Raw genomic sequence first — 18,102 nt, forward strand, 5'->3', positions numbered from 1 at the left:
GTTGTTCTCCTCAGCGCTAAAAGTTGACGCTTTCGCGAATCGCTTCAAAAATCTTCAGGTGATCGGGCAGATACTCTTTTTCCAGCACTAGTGGGAAAGGCGTATCAAGCCCCGTCACCCTTGTAATCGGCGATTCCAGGTAGAGAAAACAACGCTCTTGAATCGTGGCGGCAATTTCGCCCGCAAAGCCGCCGGTTAGTGGCGCTTCGTGGCTAACCACTAAACGGCCGGTCTTAAGCACCGATTCAACGACAGTGTCAGCATCCCAAGGCAACAGTGTTCTCAGGTCAATGACTTCACAGGCAATGCCCTGCTCCTCGGCTAGCTCAACCGCTTTGCCGATTACCTCCATCTGCGCACCCCAGCCCACCACGGTAATATCCGTGCCCTCTTTGGTAATTTCGGCTTCGCCAATGGGAAGCTGGTAATCCTCTTCGGGCACGTCGCCTACCGAAGCGCGATAAAGACGCTTAGGCTCCAGAAAAAGCACCGGGTCCGGGTCGCGAATAGCGGCAAGCAGTAGCCCTTTGGCCTGATAGGGGTTGCGCGGCACCACCACTTTCAAACCAGGCGTATGGGTAAAATAAGCTTCGGGTGATTGAGAGTGATAGAGGCCACCGGCGATACCGCCACCGTAAGGGGTGCGGATGGTCAACCCGCCTACGTTAAATAGATCGCCGGAGCGATAGCGGAACTTGGCGGTTTCGTTAACGATTTGATCAAAGGCGGGAAAGATATAATCGGCAAACTGTATCTCGGCAACAGGCACCGAGCCTTGAGCCGCCAAGCCGTTGGCAAAGCCAATAATCCCCTGTTCAACCAAGGGTGTGTTAAAGCAGCGCGCTTTGCCGTACTTCTCCTGCAGGTGACTAGTGGCCCGAAAGACACCACCGAAAATACCCACATCTTCACCAAAGCAGATGACTTTTTCATCCTCTGCCATGGCGATATCCAGGCCGTTATTAATCGCCTGAAGCATGTTCATGGTAGCCATATTACGCCTCCCCCTCGGAATCAGTCTCGGCGCTCACGCCTAAGTCCAACGACGTTGCGCCGCGGGGGTAAGCCTCTGGGTAGCGTCGAATATGGCGTTTTAACTGATCAAACTGACGCTGTAGCTCAGGAGTAACGTCTGCATATACATCGCTAATCAGGCTATCTAAGGGTGGCGATGAGCGCTTCTCTGCGCGCTTCATTGTATCGAGCACTTCACGGCGCAGGGTTTCCTGTTGAGAGGTTTCCTCCTCTTCGCTCCACCAATGCTTGTTCAATAGCCATTTTTGCATCCGCCGCAGTGGGTCTTTGGCGCGCCACACCTCCTCCTCATCTTTTGAGCGATAGCCGGAAGGGTCATCGGAGGAGGAGTGCGCGGCAAGACGGTAGCTCATGGCCTCAATCAATACCGGCTGATTGCGCTCAACGGCAATCTCGCGGGCTTGGCGGGTCGCCTCATACACCGCCAATACGTCGTTGCCATCCACACGGATCACATGCATGCGATAGCCAAAGGCACGCGGGGCGATACCGTCAGCGGCGTACTGCTCGACGGCGGGGGTGGAAATGGCATAGCCGTTGTTACGGCAAAAGAAAATCACCGGCACCTGATGCACCGCGGCCATATTCAGCGCGGCGTGAAAATCACCTTCTGAAGCCGCACCTTCGCCAAAGAAGGTCAACGTGCAGTGACCATTGCCAGCGAGCTTTTGTCCGTAGGCATAGCCCGTTGCCTGAGGGATTTGGGTGGCCAAAGGCGACGATATCGTCATGTAATGTAGCTTACGAGACCCATAATGAATCGGCATTTGGCGGCCCTTGCCATAGTCCAGCTCGTTACCGAACAGCTGATTCATAAATTCGTCGATCGAGAAGCCGCGATACATCAAGGCACCCTGCTCGCGATACTGTGCCATGATCATATCGGCGTCATTAAGTGCAGCGGTGGCACCCACCACGGCCGCCTCTTCACCCGTGCACTGCATATAAAAGCTGAGCCGTCCCTGACGCTGAGCCGCCATCATACGCTCATCGAGAATACGCGTGGCCAGCATCGCCTGGTAAATGCGGCGGGCGTGATCACGCTCAAGCAATGGCTCGTGAGCGCCGCTATGCAGCTCGCCTTCAGGGTTCAGCAGACTAAAGGTGGGGATCGTAACTTCGTCGCCAGTCATAAAGGCCGGCTGGTGCACGTACTGAGTCATCATTATTGTCCTTGTTTTACCCCTTTTGAGGGCAGTGTTGTTGGTATTAACCGTTTATGCCAGTGGGTTTATCTGGCATGGATCAATACAACTACTGGGACAGTAACGCAGCACAAGGCCGTTAGGGATACGACTTAAGACGCAGAGAGACTAATAAGCATAAAAAGGTTAAGAAGACAGATGCGACCGTAGTTGACGTTGTAAGACTTCAAACAAGCTATCCACTGACAAGGCTAGCAAGGCAATCGTCAGCGCGCCTTGCACCACATAGGCCATATTGCCGTTCACGATGCCCGCAATAATCGGGTCGCCCAGATTACTGGCCCCTACAGTGGCCCCTAAGGCAGCCGTAGCAATATTAATTGTCACCGAGGTACGCACACCGGCTAAAATAACCGGGGCTGCCAATGGCAGCTCAACCTGTCGCAGGGTTTGCATCGGCGTCATTCCCATAGCGTGGGCCGCGGTTTTGATATCGCTATCGACTCCCTGCAGGCCGGTCAGCGTATTACGCACGATGGGAAGCAGCCCATAAAGAATTAAAGCAACAATAATCGGTAAGGTGCCAAACCCTAACGCGGGCACCGCCAGCGCCAGCACAGCTACCGGTGGAAAAGTTTGCCCCAGCGATGCCAGCTGGGCCACCAACGGCAGAAAATCACCGCCTCGTTGGCGAGTGACCAAAACCCCCGCCAACACACCCAGCAAAATGGTCACGACCGCTGCCACACTTACCACTAGCAAATGGCGACCCAGCAGCACGTAGAAATCAGCGCGGGCGTAAACAACCTGTCGTGCATCGGGTTCGATCCAGCGAAAAAGCGGCTCAGCAGCCGCCATTGCGACCACGCTAATCAGTAACAGCGCCCCCCACAACAGGGGCCACAGCCATAACGGGGCTTGTTTGCGGGATGGCGCAGCGCTTAGCGAATTATTCACGCACGCTTCCTTTATCCAACTGAGCTTCCTTGATGATTCGCCGCAGCGATAGCTCACCGACAGGCACATCATGCGAGTCGACGACGGTAAGCCTGTCGCAATGGTCGCGCAGCATCATAGAGAGCGCCTGACGCAGCGAGAAATCGGCGGGGATACGCGATTGCGCAGGCAACGCTTGCCCCATAGACGTCATATGATCTTTAACGCGCGTTAAAGACGCCTGCTTAAGACCCCGCTCAAGCCCGCCTAAGAGTGACTCAACAAAAGGGTCAATGGGGTGCTGCAGCAGCGCAAGCGGCGAGCCTTGCTGGACGATGCGGCCTGCACGCATCACCACCAAGTGGTCCGCTAGCTTGAGGGCTTCATCCATATCGTGAGTCACAAACACCACGGTTTTATGCATTTTCGCCTGGATTCGAGCCAGCTCATCTTGGAGTTTTTCACGGGTAATGGGATCAAGCGCGCCGAAGGGTTCATCCATCAGCAAAATATCAGGATCTGCCGCTAGCGCCCTAGCGACGCCTACGCGCTGCGCTTGGCCCCCGGAAAGCTGGTGGGGGTATTTATGCCCGAATTCCCCCTCCGACAAACCCAATAGGTTCATCAACTCCTCGACTCGCGCTTGAACCTCTGCCGCCGACCACTTCAATAAGCGCGGCACTAGGCCGATATTGCGTGCCACGGTCCAGTGGGGAAACAACCCGGTGTGCTGAATCACATAACCAATCCGGCGGCGTAGCTTCACTGGGTCATACGCTTCAATCGCCTGACCATCAAGGATGATGTCGCCCTCGCTGTGCTCAATTAAGCGATTGATCATGCGCAAGGTGGTAGATTTGCCACAGCCAGACGTGCCGACCAGGGCGCAGAATTTGCCCTTCGGCACGTGCAGAGATATGTCGTCCACCGCAGCTTCATCGCCAAATCGTTTCGACACGTGGGCAAGTTCAATCATTGCATCCCTCCAGGGCGCAGCGCTTCTGCAAGGGCACCTAAGCCTGCATCGACCACCAGGGCCAGCATAAGAATAGGCAGCGCGCCAAGTAACACCATGTCCATGGCGGCTTGGCCTAAGCCTTGGAAAATAAACGTGCCTAACCCGCCAGCGCCAATCAAGGCGGCAACCGCGGTAAGCCCAATAGCCTGCACAGTGGTAATCCGCACCCCTTCCAACAGCACAGGCAACGCTAATGGCAGTCGGACCTGCCAAAAACGCTGGCCGCTGCGCATGCCCATGCCTTTAGCGGCTTCTAACGTTGCCGGGCTAACTTCTTCAAGGGCGATATAGGTATTACGCACCATCGGCAGCAGGCTATAGGTAATGAGCGCAATGAGCGCCGGGGCCGTGCCGATACCGCTAACGCCCAACTGAGCTAAAAATGGCACGTTGGCAGCAAGCCAGGCGAGCGGCCCTAACAACAATCCGAATAGCGCTATGCTGGGAATCGTTTGCAAAAAATTAAGCAGCGCAAAAGCGACTTTTTGCAGGCGACTATAGCGACGCATCAACATCGCCAGCAGCGTGCCCACTATCACACTAATACTGACAGCGATGCTTACCAGCGTTATATGCTGGCCAATAGCGCGTACAAACTGCTCATCACGCGCCCTGAACTCCTGAACCAGCGCGAGATTGTCCAGCCATAGCGCAGCACAGAGCCACCAGATAAGCGCAACGCCAGTTAACAACAACGTTGGCAATAGTCGGCTAAGCTTCAGACGTAAACGAGCTTCAATTAAACACAAAAGCAGCAAAAACAGGACGACCCAATACGCCGCACCCAGGCCTAAACGTGCCTGGGGAAGTGCCGGATCAATGAGTAAATAACTGCTGGCCATCAACCCTAGCGGCATCAAAGCCAACAAGATCACTAGCGACGCTAGCAGCGCACGATAGTGGCGCACGCTCGGTTGCCACGCAAAAATACCAATAGCCGAAAGCAGCAGCGTGGCAAGTAGCGCACCGGGCCAACCAAAGGCTTCCAACGCGCCGTACCCAGTACCGGCCACAATACGATTGGGCGCCATGCTAACCACGTCAAATAACCAAAACGCCGCCAGCATGACAACACTGAGGCTAAGAAGCACCCCATTAGGGCGCCGCCCTTCCCAGCCAAGACGTGGGGTGGGCAGTGCATCCAGTAGCGACATTAATTACCCCAAGTAGCCAGCATTAAGAGCCATTAATACTGTCGAGGTAGTCGCTGGCCACTTGGGATGGAGACAGCCCGTTAACGGCAACATCTGCGTTGAGCGTTTGAAGAGTCACCAAATCGAGGCTAGAGAAAACGTCGTTGAGCAGCGGTTCAATATCTGGATACATTTCCAATACGCTTTCACGCACCACAGGAGCAGGCTGATAAACCGGCTGCACGCCTTTTGAATCCTCTAATACGACCAGGCCCAGCGCGCTTAACCCGCCGTCGGTGCCATAGGTCATGGCCGCATTGACACCGCTGGTCTGCTGGGCAGCGGCACGCATAGTGGCGGCGGTATTACCGCCGGAGAGCACCAGCAATTGTTCATCGCTTAGCTCAAAACCATAGGCTTCCTGGAAAGCGGGCAACGCCTGTGCAGACTCGACAAACTCAGCGCTTGCAGCAAACTTAAATTCACCGCCGTCAGCCAGGTAGTCGGCGAGATCTTCCAAACTCACCAGATCGTTTTCAGCGGCGACTTCTTCGCGAATGCTCATGGCCCAGGTGTTATTAGCGCTGGCAGGCTGCAGCCATATCAAGTCGTTCTGAGCATCACGCTCGCGAACAGTTTCATAAGCCTGATCGGCATTATTCCATACCGGGCTATCGGTCATATCAAAAAAGAACGCCCCATTGCCTGTGTACTCAGGGTAAATATCAATTTCGCCCGCTTCTAAGGCGGCGCGAACGACACTAGTGCCGCCTAGCTGCAGGCGGTTTTCGGTAGGGATACCGTGGCGCTCTAACGTTTGGATAATCAGCTCTCCCAATACCGACCCTTCCGTGTCGATTTTGGAGGAAACCACCACCGGCTCGTTGGCACTGACGTGAGAAAATGCCGCAATGGATACGGCACAGGCAGCGATTAACTGCTTAGCAATTAAAGAATTAGCTGAAAAGCGCATAGTAAAATTCCTTGTGCATTGGCTTTTGTCGGCGAAGGCGCCCTCACTTTCAGTATAAGAGCACCTTGCGTAAGAGCCATCAACGTTATGCCAGCGCCTAACGATCCATTCGTAATGCTAGCCGACTATTAAGGGGCCTCTAGCACCCAAGACGTTCCATCCCGTGAGTCTTTTAGAATAATCCCTAGCGCTGCGAGCTCATCGCGAATTGCATCCGCTTGAGCGAAGTCTTTATTCGCTTTAGCTTCTGCGCGCTGGGCAATTTTTGCTTCTATTTCGGCCTCACTGAGCGGCATCCCCTGCTGCTGCGTGCCTTTTAGGAATGTTTTTGGCGCTTGCTGGAGTAGCCCCAAAACAGATCCCAGTTGTTTTAATTCAGCGGCAAGCGTTGGCGCCAGTTGGGGGTTGTCTTGTTTTGCACGATTAACGTCGCGAGCCAGGTCAAACAGCACCGCCAACGCTTCAGGCGTGTTGAAATCATCGTCCATCACCTGAGTAAAACGCTCACGATAAGCGGAAACATCGCTGCTGGCGATAGCGCCAAGATCGACCCCTTCCAGCGCGGTGTATAAACGTGTTAACGATTTCCGCGCCTCTGTCAGCGAGTCCAACGAGTAGTTAATCGGGCTACGATAGTGGCTCGCCACTAACAGAAAACGCACCACTTCTGGGTCATGCTCGTCCAACACATCGCGAATGGTGAAGAAGTTGCCTAGCGATTTGGACATTTTCTCCTGATCTACGCGTACGGCACCCGCGTGCATCCAGGTATTGACGTAGGTTTTACCGGTAGCGGCTTCACTTTGCGCAATCTCATTTTCATGGTGCGGAAAGGTTAAATCCGGCCCGCCGCCGTGAATATCGAAGGTATCACCCAAGCAGCAGGTCGACATCGCCGAGCACTCAATGTGCCAACCTGGCCGGCCGTTACCCCAGGGCGAAGGCCAGTGCGCCTCCCCCGGTTTGGCGGCCTTCCAAAGCACAAAGTCGAGCGGATCTTCTTTATGAACATCCACATCAACCCGGCTGCCTGCACGCATATCGTCTAGTTGGCGGTTATTAAGTTTGCCGTAATCGGCAAATTTGCGCACCCGATAATACACATCACCGTTATCGGCGGCGTAAGCAAAGCCTTTTTCGATCAGTGTTTCAATCATTGCCACGATATCGTCGACATGCCCCGTGGCGCGGGGTTCATGGTTCGGCGGCAACACAAACAAGCGCGCCTCGTCCTCGTGCATGGCAGCAATCATTCGCTCGGTCAGCGTTGTGATGCTTTCGCCATTTTCGTCAGCGCGCTTGAGAATTTTGTCGTCAATATCGGTAATGTTGCGCACATAGTTAACGTCGTAGCCGCGTTCACGCAGATAGCGGGTGATGACGTCAAAAGCGACCATCACGCGGGCATGGCCCAGGTGGCAATAGTCATACACCGTCATGCCGCAGACATACATGCTCACTTTTCCCGTTTCGAGCGGGGTGAAAGGTTCTTTGCGACGCGTCAGCGTATTGTAAATTTGTATATGGTCATCCATGTTTTTGTTAGCCCTTCTGCTTGATTTTAGCCCAGCTATCTTTCAATCCTACCGTTCGATTAAACACCAAATGCTGCGGCGTGGAATCGTGACGGTCAGCGCAGAAATAGCCAATACGTTCAAACTGGAAACGCGATTCGGGCGTGGCGTCGGCAAGACTTGGCTCACCGATTGCCTGGCGAACGACCAATGACTCGGGGTTCAGATGCTCTAGAAAATCGACATCTTTATCGCGGTCAGGCTGCTCAACGGTGAACAAATTATCGTAAAGACGTACTTCCACCGGCAGGCCATGGTCCGCGCTGACCCAATGAATGACGCCTTTGACCTTACGCCCTTCGGGATTTTTACCCAGGGTATCGAAATCTACCGAGCAGTGAAGTTCGCTGATCTCACCAGCAGCATCCTTGATCACCTCGTCACAGCGGATCACGTAGCTATTGCGCAGGCGTACTTCTTTACCCGGCGCGAGGCGGAAGAATTTTTTGGGCGCATCTTCCATAAAGTCATCTTGATCGATATACAGCTCGCGCGTGAAGGGCACTTTGCGCATGGTCATATCATCGCGGGCGGGGTGACCTGGCACGTCATACACTTCTTGGTGATCTTCGGGTACGTTCGTCAGCACGACTTTTAGCGGTTTCAACACACACATGGCCCGCGGTGCGCTATCTTCAAGGTCTGAACGAATTGCGTGGGTCAGCATGGCGATATCCACCAAGCCACCGTCGGCGCGGGTAACGCCAATCATCTCGCAGAATTTACGAATAGACGCTGGCGTATAGCCACGACGGCGCATGCCGGAGATCGTGGGCATACGTGGATCATCCCAGCCATCGACAATATTTTCATCGACCAGCAGCTTCAGCTTGCGCTTAGACGTCAGAGTGTAATCAAGGTTGAGGCGTGCGAACTCAATCTGGCGTGGTTTTGTAGGCACCGGCAGATTATTTAAAAACCACTCGTACAGCGGGCGATGGTCTTCAAATTCGAGCGTGCAAATTGAGTGGGTAACACCCTCGATGGCATCCGACTGCCCATGGGTAAAGTCGTAAGAGGGGTAAATTTTCCACTTATCGCCCGTCTGGTGGTGGCTGGCGTGGCGAATACGATAAATAATCGGATCGCGGAGATTAATATTGGGTGCTGCCATATCAATTTTGGCGCGTACCACTTTCTCGCTCTCGCCAAACTCACCCTCACGCATACGCTCGAGCAAATCGAGATTTTCTTCCACGCTGCGCTCACGGTAGGGGCTAGCCGTACCCGGCGCTGTCAAGGTGCCGCGATACTCACGAATTTCATCCGGTGAAAGGTCATCGACGTAGGCTTTGCCTTCACGCATCAAATGCTGCGCCCAAGCGTAGAGCTGGTCAAAGTAGTCGGAGGCAAAGCGCACCGGTCCGGCCCATTCAAAGCCTAACCAGCTGACATCTTCCTTGATCGCATCGATGTAGGCTTGCTCTTCTTTGGCCGGGTTGGTGTCGTCAAAACGCAGATGACACTCGCCACCCAGTTGCTCCGCTAACCCGAAGTTTAGACAGATCGACTTGGCATGGCCGATATGCAAAAAGCCGTTTGGCTCGGGGGGGAAGCGCGTCACGATTTTAGTGACCTGGCCGCCCTCGAGTTCGTCGCGTACTTGGTTACGAATGAAGTTCGGCGCTGGGGTGGTCTCGTTGGTCATGGCGGTGTTGATAACCTCGTGGTGGATGGCGTACTGAGCCGTAAGAACCTAGGATACGCCTATGGGTCTTCGCGGTGCAGGGCAAAACAGCTATTATAACGTGACGCCGATGCACAGCGCCAAGGCGAACGCCTTTATTGAACAGGAATTTATCAATGATCGTATTACAGACGAACCACGGTGATATCACCATCGCCCTTAACCACGAAAAAGCGCCGATTAGCGCGGCGAATTTTGAGCAGTATGTTCGCGACGGATTTTATGACGGCACCTTGTTTCACCGTGTCATTGACGGCTTCATGGTACAAGGCGGCGGTTTCGATAAAGATTTTAACCAAAAGCCAACCCGCGACCCCATCGACAATGAAGCCGACAATGGCTTGAAAAACACCGTCGGCACCCTAGCGATGGCACGCACCCAAGATCCCCATTCTGCCACGGCGCAATTCTTTATCAATGTCGGCGATAACAGCTTTCTTAACCACAGCGGCAAAAGTCTCCAAGGCTGGGGCTATGCGGTGTTTGGCGAAGTCGTTGACGGCATGGATGTCGTCAACGAAATTAAAAACGTAGCCACCACCCGCCGTGGCATGCACGCTGATGTACCCGCTGAAGACGTTGTCATCGAGCGCGCTTACGTCAAGGACACGGAATAATCCTGGGAATTTTATGCGCACACTGCTTGTTGCCGACCTGCATCTAAGTGGCGATACCCCTGAGCTTAATCAGGGGTTTTACCGCTACTTGGAGAACACCGCCGCTGGGGCCGATGCTCTGTACATTTTGGGCGATCTCTTCGATGCCTGGATTGGCGACGACCTACTTGATGTCAACACACACCCGCTTAGTGGCATCGCCCAAGAGGTCATTAAGCGTTTACGCGCGCTTAGTAGCGATGGTACTGCCGTTTACCTGATGCACGGTAACCGCGACTTTCTGCTCGGTGAACGCTTCGTGGCCGCCTGCCAAGCAATGCTGCTAGCGGATATCGAGGAAGTAGAAATCCAGGGCGTTCCCGTGGTTATCCTTCATGGTGATACATTGTGCACCCAGGACGAAGCCTATATGGCCTTTCGCCAGCAGTCTCGCAGCCCTGAGTGGCAGGCCCAAATGCTTGCCTTACCGCTGGAACAGCGTGTGGCGTTGGCACAAAGCCTGCGCACACAGTCGGGTGAAGCCAATGCCAATAAAGCGGAAGCGATCATGGATGTCACCCAGCAGGAAGTCCTCAAGGTGATGGCACGATACGGCGTTGCTACCATGATCCACGGCCACACCCACCGCCCCAAGGTGCACGACCTGACGATTGAAGAAGTACCCGCCAAGCGTTACGTCCTAGGCGATTGGGATGCCCAGCACGGCTGGGATATCGTCATTGAGCGCTCCGACCACACGGCGCCAAGGCTGCGTCAATTTTCTTTAACAGAATTACCTGACGTTTGACCGCTATTAGCTGACGGGTATAAAAAAAGCCGATCTTACGATCGGCTTTTTTGGTTCTACTTAGGTGTTTCTATCGCTGTATCTCTGCATCGCTGCGCAGGTCATCAATCAATCCCTGCATGACCGATTGAGCACGTAACTGCTCGGCCATTTGCGAGACAAATGTCTCCATCTGCTCATTGACCTCGCCGTCGGTAACGCTATCTAAAGCCACCAACGCAACACCCTGGGGCAGCTCAACAACGCGGTAGGTACTTTCACCCTCTTCAGGGCGTGTCATCCGGAAGGCTTCTTGAACAATCAGTTGAGGCACAGTGGTATCTGACTGCCGACTGACAGCATTGGCTTCGAGCCAATCGATATCAACGTCGTCATTGTTATCTTGAAGCTGAGCAATAAGTGCTTGTGCTTCTTGCTGAAGCGCCTGTTGCTGCTGCTCAGCGGCCACAGACATTTCAACTTCTTCGCGCACTTCATCAAGCGGTAATAGGGTCGCGTCGCGCTGTTCAGCGATGCGCAGCACTAGTCGGCGATCTCGGTCCAGCTCGATCACTTCGCTGTTGTAACCCTCTTCAAGCACATCGTCACTGAACGCTGCTGACATCACGCCGGGCTCTGATAAAACGCCTTCGACTTCGTCATTGCGAGCAAGCCAATCACTTTCGTTGAGGGTCAAGCCAATCTCGTCGGCAACGCTTTGCAAGTCATCAGCAGCGAAGCTTTCATCAATGAGCTGCTGAACCTGCTGATTAAACTCGTCGTCAACCTCGCGAAGCGCCACTTCACGCGCCAACTCATCGCGCTGCTGCTCAAAAGAGGGACCCTGTATATCCGTTACCTGAATAATATGAAATGCATTATCCATTTCAACCGGTTGGGAAATATCACCCTCTTCCAGGCCAAAGGCAGCTTCATCAAAGGTGTCGCCAAAAAAGCCGCGGCTGATTACGCCAAGGTCACCGCCCTCTTCAGCGCTGGCGGTATCATCGGAGTAGCGTGCAGCCGTCTCTTCAAAAGTGTCACCGTCATTCAAGGCTTCACGGGCAGTTTCTGCTAAGGCCTCAGCCTCTTCACGTGAGCGTTCATCACCAAAGGTGATCATGATGTGAGAAACGCGCCGATCAGCATTACGATTTTGCTCGCGCCATGCGTCCCGCAATGCTGCTTCATCGACATTGCGCCCTTCCGCCATGGCTTGGCGATCGATCACAACATACTCAAGGCGCACCTGCTCAGGACGCTCAAAACGCGCATGATTCGCCTCGTAGTAGGCCTGCAGGTCGTCTTCGCTGACATTAATGTCAGTATCAAGATCGTCGCCATCTAGTATGACGTAACGGAAACTACGCTGCTGACGCTGCAATTCGGCTAAACGCGCTTGCTCACTTGGAAGGCTAAAATCGCTGGCGGCTAGGCCTTGCTGTAAATGTTGACGCTGGATATCGACGCGCAACTCTTCGCGAAAGGAGAGTGGCGTATAGCCAGCGCCCGCCAAACGGTTGCGAAACACCTCCGCTGAGAATCGACCATCCTGATCCTGAAACTCAGGCAGGCTGACAATTAACTGGTCTAGCTGCTCCTCAGAGACAGCAAAGCCGCCCTCTTCGGCGTATTGCGAAAGCAATTGTTGGGTAATGAGCTGGTCAAGCACATCGCTGCGCAAGGCTCGCTCTTGCTCTGGCGGCACCTGCCCTGAACGTAGCGCGCGCTGAACTTCAAGCTCTACCTGCTGACGCATAATTGGCTCGCCGTTCACACTTGCCACTTCGTTAGGATCGTCACCTAAAAGACCAAACAGGGACTCAATCCCGAAAAGCGCCATGGCCGCGACCATGACACCGATAATAATTTTGGCACCCCAGCTCCTGGAGCCATCTCGAATACTTTGCAGCATGCTAGCCTCAGATAGTCACAGCCAAACAAATCGGCCACTAATAAAATAGTGGGCCAGAAAATAACATGGGCGCATCGCCAATGCGATGCGCCCATTGATTACAGCAAATGCGGACAAATTAGTTAACGGCGTCTTTCAGTGCCTTGCCTGCTTTGAAACTGGGTACTTTTGCTGCACTGATCTCAATCGGTTGGCCCGTTTGTGGGTTACGACCGGTACGAGCAGCGCGCTCTTTAATCGCGAAGGTACCAAAGCCCACCAGTGATACGCTCTCACCCTTTTTCAGACTGTCGGTGACAGACTCTACCATGGCATCCAATGCGCGAGTTGCCGCAGCTTTGGGAATATCTGCAGACGCGGCAATGGCTTCAATCAGCTCGGACTTATTCACTCTTCACCCCTTGACTGTTTCATAAAATGGCTCTGAACGGCATGGTCACCGATAGGTACGACGGACAAAGCATAGCTGCGTTTTATAGCAATGCCTTGAAACATCTGTCAAGCAACCATGCCGCAAGAAACCCGCCACACAAAGCAGCGGGCATAGTATTAAGTAAAATTAAAGGCCAATACGGACTTTAATAGCTTAATGGGTACTGGCAACGACGCTGTTGCTAAACGCTGCTTCGGTGCTATTTAGCGGCGCACTTTCTGCAATGTTATCGGCGAGTGCGACGGCTAAAACATCATCTATCCAACGTACCGGACGAATATCTAATGCATCTTTGATATTATCAGGTACTTCCTTGAGATCACGGCGGTTTTCTTCAGGAATTAGCACTATCTTTATACCACCGCGGCGGGCTGCCAGCAATTTCTCCTTCAATCCACCAATCGGCAATACCTCGCCACGCAGATTGACTTCACCGGTCATAGCGACATCGCAACGTACTGCACGCTGGGTATAGGCAGATACAATCGCCGTCACCATAGCAATACCCGCGCTGGGACCATCTTTCGGCGTTGCCCCCTCAGGCACGTGAATATGTAGATCCTCTTTTTCAAACCGCTCAGGATCAATGCCATAAGATTCTGCTCTGGCACGAACTACCGTTTGCGCAGCGCTCACTGACTCTTTCATCACATCGCCCAACGAGCCGGTCTTGTTGATGCGCCCTTTACCCGGCGTCACCACCGATTCAATGTTGAGCAATTCGCCACCCACCGACGTCCAGGCCAGCCCCGTCACACGGCCAATCTGGTCATCCTGCTCGGCTAAGCCGTAGCTATAGCGGCGTACACCTGCGTAGTGTTCAATTTGTTCGGCGGTCAAGCTCTGACCATCTTGGCTGGCGTTTGAATCGCGCTCTTTCTCAACCTGCTCACGCAACACCTTACGCGAGACCTTGGCAATTTGCCGCTCTAACTCACGCACACCAGCTTCTCGAGTGTAGTAGCGAATAAGCTCTAAAAGTGCGCTATCTTCCAGCGTTAACTCATCGCCTTTCAAGCCGTTCGCAGCTAATTGTTTAGGCAGTAAGTAGCGCTTAGCGATCGCCAGCTTTTCATCTTCGGTGTAACCCGGTAAACGAATAATCTCCATACGATCGAGCAGCGCGCTGGGAATATTCATTGAGTTAGCAGTACAGATGAACAGCGTCTCTGAAAGGTCGTAATCAAGCTCTAGGTAATGATCGCTGAAGCTGTTGTTCTGCTCAGGGTCAAGCACTTCGAGCAGCGCAGAGGCGGGATCACCGCGATGGTCCATGCCTAACTTATCGACCTCATCTAACAAGAACAGCGGGTTTTTAACCCCGGCGCGGCTCATACGCTGCATCAATTTGCCCGGCAACGAGCCGATATAGGTCCGCCGATGACCGCGAATTTCCGACTCATCGCGAACGCCGCCCAACGCCAAACGCACATATTTACGGTTGGTGGCACGGGCGATGGACTGTCCAAGCGAGGTTTTGCCCACCCCAGGCGGCCCAACGAGACACAGCACAGGGCCTTTCATCTTGCGCACACGCTTCTGCACGGCAAGATATTCCAGGATACGCGCTTTGACTTCTTCCAGACCGTAGTGATCTTCATCGAGCACCTGCTGCGCTTTGACGAGATCGTGCTTAACGCGAGTGCGTTTTTTCCACGGCACCGCGACCAGCCAATCCAGGTAAGAGCGCACCACGGTGGCTTCGGCTGAATTAGACGCCATCATTTTAAGCTTATTAAGCTCTTGAGTGGCTTTTTCAGCGGCCTCTTTCGGCATGCCCGATTCGTTGATCGCCTGCTCGTACTTGTCGGCCTCATTAGGCACATTATCCAGCTCACCCATTTCTTTCTGGATAGCTTTCATCTGCTCGTTGAGGTAGTACTCGCGCTGGGTTTTCTCCATCTGCTCTTTAACCCGGGAGCGGATGCGCTTTTCGACTTGAAGCAGATCGATTTCAGACTCAATCAGCGCCATCAGGTGCTCAATACGATCACGCACCCGATCCATCTCCAGCAGATCCTGTTTATCGCCGATTTTGAGCGATAAATGGGCGCAAATGGTATCGACCAAGCGACTAGGATCTTCAATGCCCGACAGCGAATTAAGTACTTCGTTAGGCACTTTTTTGGACAGTTTGACGTACTGCTCAAATTGATTGAGCAGTACGCGGACCAGCGCTTCCTGCTCGCGGGTGGTCAGCGGTTCACTCTCTCGCGGCGTTAGATGCGCCTGAGTATAGCCAGCGGTATTTTCCTCAACTTTCAGGACATCCGCGCGAAAATTACCTTCAATAAGGACTTTGACCGTACCATCAGGCAGCTTAAGCAGCTGCATAATGTCAGCCACGGTACCCATGGAATATAGATCTGCGTTATCTGGCTCATCCAGAGATGCTTCTCGCTGAGCAACCAGTAACACACGCTTATCAGTCTCCATCGCCGCTTCGAGCGCCTGGATAGACTTTTCACGACCTACAAACAAAGGGATAACCATTTGCGGATAGACAACCACATCACGCAAAGGCAAAAGGGGTAGACATTGTGTCTGTTCGGCGTTCTGCTGCATCGCAGACGTTCCTCGACAATCGGATGAGTACTTGATGGAGTACTTGGAAAAGTACTGCGCAGACGTCAATACGCTCAATATATAAACGTTGGCATTGGATAGTCTACGGAGTAACACTTCACGAGCTGTGCGTCGCCACTGGCTTCACATCAGCGTCCTGCAACACGCTTTACAACAATGCGCTTTACAGCAACACTCTGCAATAACAAGGGGTCGCCTAGGCGACCCCCTGATTTAGCGCAAGCGGTTGAAGCTGGGCCGCGCGTCTCGATTAGCCACTAGCCGTCAGTGCCGTCGACACGAGTTTCTTCCTGCTGAGAGTAGATCAGTATAGGCTCGCTCTCGCCAGCAATGACTGAGGCATCAATAACAACCTTAGTAACGCCTTCAAGCGATGGAATCTCGTACATGGTATCCAGCAGCACTGACTCTAGAATAGAGCGCAGGCCACGGGCCCCTGTTTTACGTTCCATGGCTTTTTCAGCCACCGCACGTAGCGCTTCCTCTCTGAACTCAAGCGTCACATCTTCCATTTCAAACAGTTTAACGTACTGCTTGATCAGTGAGTTTTTGGGTTCTGTGAGTATCTGCACCAACGCATCTTCGGTGAGCTCCATCAACGTCGCAATGATCGGCAAACGACCCACAAATTCGGGAATTAAGCCAAATTTAACCAAGTCGTCAGGCTCAACATCGGCTAGCAGTTCGCCGACGCCACGCGAAGACTCTTTGCTCTTCACTGCCGCATTGAAGCCAATACCACCTTTTTCAGCGCGATCTCGAATGACTTTATCGAGACCTGAAAAGGCACCGCCAACGATAAACAGGATATTAGCCGTATTAACCTGAACGAATTCCTGCTGGGGGTGTTTGCGACCGCCTTGTGGTGGCACCGAAGCAGTAGTACCTTCTATGAGCTTCAGCAATGCTTGCTGAACGCCTTCACCCGACACGTCACGAGTGATGGACGGATTATCAGACTTGCGTGAAATCTTATCGATTTCGTCAATATAGACAATCCCGCGCTCAGCTTTTTCGACGTCGTAATCGCACTTTTGCAACAGCTTTTGGATGATGTTTTCAACATCTTCACCGACATAGCCGGCTTCCGTCAGCGTGGTTGCGTCAGCAATGGTAAAAGGTACATTCAACAGCCGCGCCATGGTTTCCGCCAGTAGTGTTTTACCACTACCAGTAGGACCGATAAGCAGAATATTGGATTTACCCAGTTCAACATCGCCCTCGCGTACATCAGTTTTCAGACGTTTGTAGTGGTTGTATACCGCTACAGAAAGCACCATTTTGGCGCGATCTTGTCCAATGACGTAGTCGTCTAATGTATAACGTATTTCGCGAGGCGTAGGTAAACGCTCCTCATCGCTCTCGGCATCGGCTTCGAGAACTTCCTCGCGAATGATGTCATTGCATAAGTCGACACACTCATCGCAAATATAGACGGACGGGCCTGCAATTAGTTTACGTACTTCGTTTTGGTTTTTACCACAAAACGAGCAGTAAAGCAGTTTGCCACCTTCGTCCTTGCCTTTGCCGTCGGCCATTCGTATACCTCTATCACTGCGGCGGCTTACGCCGCCGGAAAAGCTCGTTAGAAAAGCAGAATCCTAATACGCTATCAGGATGTAGGCCGCTTATCCAGCACTGCATCAATTAACCCATATTCTTTGGCTTGATTGGCGCTCATGAAATTATCCCGGTCGGTATCACGCGAGACAGCTTCAATTTCTTGGCCCGTGTGATGGGCAAGAATCTGATTCAGCTTCTCACGGATACCCAGAATTTCACGGGTATGAATTTCAATATCCGACGCCTGACCCTGATAACCGCCTAGCGGCTGGTGAATCATGACACGGGAATTGGGCAAGCAGTAACGCTTGTTCTCCGCGCCTGCGGTCAAGAGCAACGCGCCCATGCTGGCCGCTTGACCAATACACACGGTAGACACATCGGGTTTAATAAACTGCATGGTGTCGTAAATCGACATCCCTGCAGTCACCGAACCACCTGGTGAATTGATATACAGGTGAATATCTTTGTCCGGATTTTCCGACTCTAGGAATAGCAGTTGCGCGACAATCAGATTTGCCGAGTAGTCTTCTACCGGCCCCACCAAAAAGATCACACGCTCTTTTAAAAGGCGTGAGTAAATGTCGTAGGCTCTTTCCCCTTTGGCGCTTTGCTCAACCACCATGGGCACTAAACCGCCGGCGTTTTGAATATCAAATTCACTCATTCAGGTGATTCCTTGCGTCCGGGAAGGGAAAGGCGCACCGACATAGAGGTGCGC

At 53.1% G+C, this 18,102-nt stretch carries 15 protein-coding genes; 2 read left to right on the forward strand and 13 right to left on the reverse strand.

Annotated features, from left to right (window positions below; genetic code table 11):
• Positions 1 to 16: 16 nt before the first annotated feature.
• From RZA33_RS03960 to RZA33_RS03995, 8 genes are all read right to left on the reverse strand, one after another.
• On the reverse strand, positions 17 to 994 hold the full coding sequence (locus tag RZA33_RS03960) for an alpha-ketoacid dehydrogenase subunit beta (protein ID WP_317506546.1): 978 nt from the start codon (positions 992 to 994) through the stop codon (positions 17 to 19).
• 1 nt (position 995) lies between these two features.
• Positions 996 to 2,198: a thiamine pyrophosphate-dependent dehydrogenase E1 component subunit alpha gene (locus tag RZA33_RS03965; protein ID WP_317506597.1), complete on the reverse strand. Its 1,203-nt coding sequence runs from the start codon at positions 2,196 to 2,198 to the stop codon at positions 996 to 998.
• Positions 2,199 to 2,366: 168 nt separating this feature from the next.
• Complete coding sequence (locus RZA33_RS03970) at positions 2,367 to 3,137, reverse strand: ABC transporter permease (RefSeq protein WP_317506547.1); 771 nt, start codon at positions 3,135 to 3,137, stop codon at positions 2,367 to 2,369.
• Positions 3,130 to 4,092, reverse strand: coding sequence for an ABC transporter ATP-binding protein (locus tag RZA33_RS03975; RefSeq protein ID WP_317506548.1), 963 nt, complete (start codon positions 4,090 to 4,092; stop codon positions 3,130 to 3,132). Before RZA33_RS03975 ends, RZA33_RS03970 begins: the two co-directional genes overlap by 8 nt.
• Positions 4,089 to 5,288, reverse strand: a complete 1,200-nt coding sequence (locus RZA33_RS03980; RefSeq protein WP_317506549.1) for an ABC transporter permease — start codon at positions 5,286 to 5,288, stop codon at positions 4,089 to 4,091. Before RZA33_RS03980 ends, RZA33_RS03975 begins: the two co-directional genes overlap by 4 nt.
• Before the next feature lie 22 nt (positions 5,289 to 5,310).
• Entirely contained in the window at positions 5,311 to 6,240 is a 930-nt protein-coding gene (locus tag RZA33_RS03985; RefSeq protein ID WP_317506550.1) for an ABC transporter substrate-binding protein, read from the reverse strand.
• A gap of 128 nt (positions 6,241 to 6,368) precedes the next feature.
• Entirely contained in the window at positions 6,369 to 7,775 is a 1,407-nt protein-coding gene (gene cysS, locus RZA33_RS03990) for a cysteine--tRNA ligase (protein ID WP_317506551.1), read from the reverse strand.
• A 7-nt stretch (positions 7,776 to 7,782) separates the two neighbouring features.
• Complete coding sequence (locus tag RZA33_RS03995) at positions 7,783 to 9,462, reverse strand: glutamine--tRNA ligase/YqeY domain fusion protein (protein WP_317506552.1); 1,680 nt, start codon at positions 9,460 to 9,462, stop codon at positions 7,783 to 7,785.
• A gap of 155 nt (positions 9,463 to 9,617) precedes the next feature.
• Here RZA33_RS03995 and RZA33_RS04000 point away from each other — a divergent pair, with 155 nt between their 5' ends.
• Positions 9,618 to 10,118, forward strand: a complete 501-nt coding sequence (locus RZA33_RS04000; RefSeq protein ID WP_317506554.1) for a peptidylprolyl isomerase — start codon at positions 9,618 to 9,620, stop codon at positions 10,116 to 10,118.
• Between the two features lie 13 nt (positions 10,119 to 10,131).
• Positions 10,132 to 10,905, forward strand: coding sequence for a UDP-2,3-diacylglucosamine diphosphatase (locus RZA33_RS04005; protein WP_317506555.1), 774 nt, complete (start codon positions 10,132 to 10,134; stop codon positions 10,903 to 10,905).
• A 70-nt stretch (positions 10,906 to 10,975) separates the two neighbouring features.
• Here RZA33_RS04005 and RZA33_RS04010 read toward each other — a convergent pair whose 3' ends face one another.
• The 5 genes from RZA33_RS04010 to clpP form a co-directional block, all read right to left on the reverse strand.
• Positions 10,976 to 12,799, reverse strand: coding sequence for a SurA N-terminal domain-containing protein (locus tag RZA33_RS04010; RefSeq protein WP_317506556.1), 1,824 nt, complete (start codon positions 12,797 to 12,799; stop codon positions 10,976 to 10,978).
• A 118-nt stretch (positions 12,800 to 12,917) separates the two neighbouring features.
• Positions 12,918 to 13,190 (reverse strand): HU family DNA-binding protein, encoded by a 273-nt coding sequence (locus tag RZA33_RS04015; protein ID WP_009724302.1) that lies wholly within the window; start codon positions 13,188 to 13,190, stop codon positions 12,918 to 12,920.
• Positions 13,191 to 13,385: 195 nt separating this feature from the next.
• Positions 13,386 to 15,797, reverse strand: a complete 2,412-nt coding sequence (lon, locus tag RZA33_RS04020) for an endopeptidase La (protein ID WP_317506557.1) — start codon at positions 15,795 to 15,797, stop codon at positions 13,386 to 13,388.
• A 278-nt stretch (positions 15,798 to 16,075) separates the two neighbouring features.
• Positions 16,076 to 17,356 (reverse strand): ATP-dependent Clp protease ATP-binding subunit ClpX, encoded by a 1,281-nt coding sequence (gene clpX, locus RZA33_RS04025; RefSeq protein WP_317506558.1) that lies wholly within the window; start codon positions 17,354 to 17,356, stop codon positions 16,076 to 16,078.
• Positions 17,357 to 17,430: 74 nt separating this feature from the next.
• On the reverse strand, positions 17,431 to 18,048 hold the full coding sequence (gene clpP, locus RZA33_RS04030; protein ID WP_317506559.1) for an ATP-dependent Clp endopeptidase proteolytic subunit ClpP: 618 nt from the start codon (positions 18,046 to 18,048) through the stop codon (positions 17,431 to 17,433).
• Positions 18,049 to 18,102 lie beyond the last annotated feature (54 nt).

The organism is Halovibrio sp. HP20-59 (genome assembly GCF_033052795.2).
In the GTDB taxonomy this organism is placed as follows: domain Bacteria; phylum Pseudomonadota; class Gammaproteobacteria; order Pseudomonadales; family Halomonadaceae; genus Vreelandella.

What these genes read in the sequence shown, in the direction of transcription:
- RZA33_RS03995 (WP_317506552.1), bottom strand. Translation starts at nt 9,462, where the DNA reads ATGACCAACGAGACCACCCCAGCGCCGAACTTCATTCGTAACCAAGTA.
- clpP (WP_317506559.1), bottom strand. Translation starts at nt 18,048, where the DNA reads ATGAGTGAATTTGATATTCAAAACGCCGGCGGTTTAGTGCCCATGGTG.
- cysS (WP_317506551.1), bottom strand. Translation starts at nt 7,775, where the DNA reads ATGGATGACCATATACAAATTTACAATACGCTGACGCGTCGCAAAGAA.
- clpX (WP_317506558.1), bottom strand. Translation starts at nt 17,356, where the DNA reads ATGGCCGACGGCAAAGGCAAGGACGAAGGTGGCAAACTGCTTTACTGC.
- RZA33_RS03980 (WP_317506549.1), bottom strand. Translation starts at nt 5,288, where the DNA reads ATGTCGCTACTGGATGCACTGCCCACCCCACGTCTTGGCTGGGAAGGG.
- RZA33_RS03985 (WP_317506550.1), bottom strand. Translation starts at nt 6,240, where the DNA reads ATGCGCTTTTCAGCTAATTCTTTAATTGCTAAGCAGTTAATCGCTGCC.
- RZA33_RS03965 (WP_317506597.1), bottom strand. Translation starts at nt 2,198, where the DNA reads ATGACTCAGTACGTGCACCAGCCGGCCTTTATGACTGGCGACGAAGTT.
- RZA33_RS04005 (WP_317506555.1), top strand. Translation starts at nt 10,132, where the DNA reads ATGCGCACACTGCTTGTTGCCGACCTGCATCTAAGTGGCGATACCCCT.
- RZA33_RS03975 (WP_317506548.1), bottom strand. Translation starts at nt 4,092, where the DNA reads ATGATTGAACTTGCCCACGTGTCGAAACGATTTGGCGATGAAGCTGCG.
- lon (WP_317506557.1), bottom strand. Translation starts at nt 15,797, where the DNA reads ATGCAGCAGAACGCCGAACAGACACAATGTCTACCCCTTTTGCCTTTG.
- RZA33_RS04010 (WP_317506556.1), bottom strand. Translation starts at nt 12,799, where the DNA reads ATGCTGCAAAGTATTCGAGATGGCTCCAGGAGCTGGGGTGCCAAAATT.
- RZA33_RS03960 (WP_317506546.1), bottom strand. Translation starts at nt 994, where the DNA reads ATGGCTACCATGAACATGCTTCAGGCGATTAATAACGGCCTGGATATC.
- RZA33_RS04000 (WP_317506554.1), top strand. Translation starts at nt 9,618, where the DNA reads ATGATCGTATTACAGACGAACCACGGTGATATCACCATCGCCCTTAAC.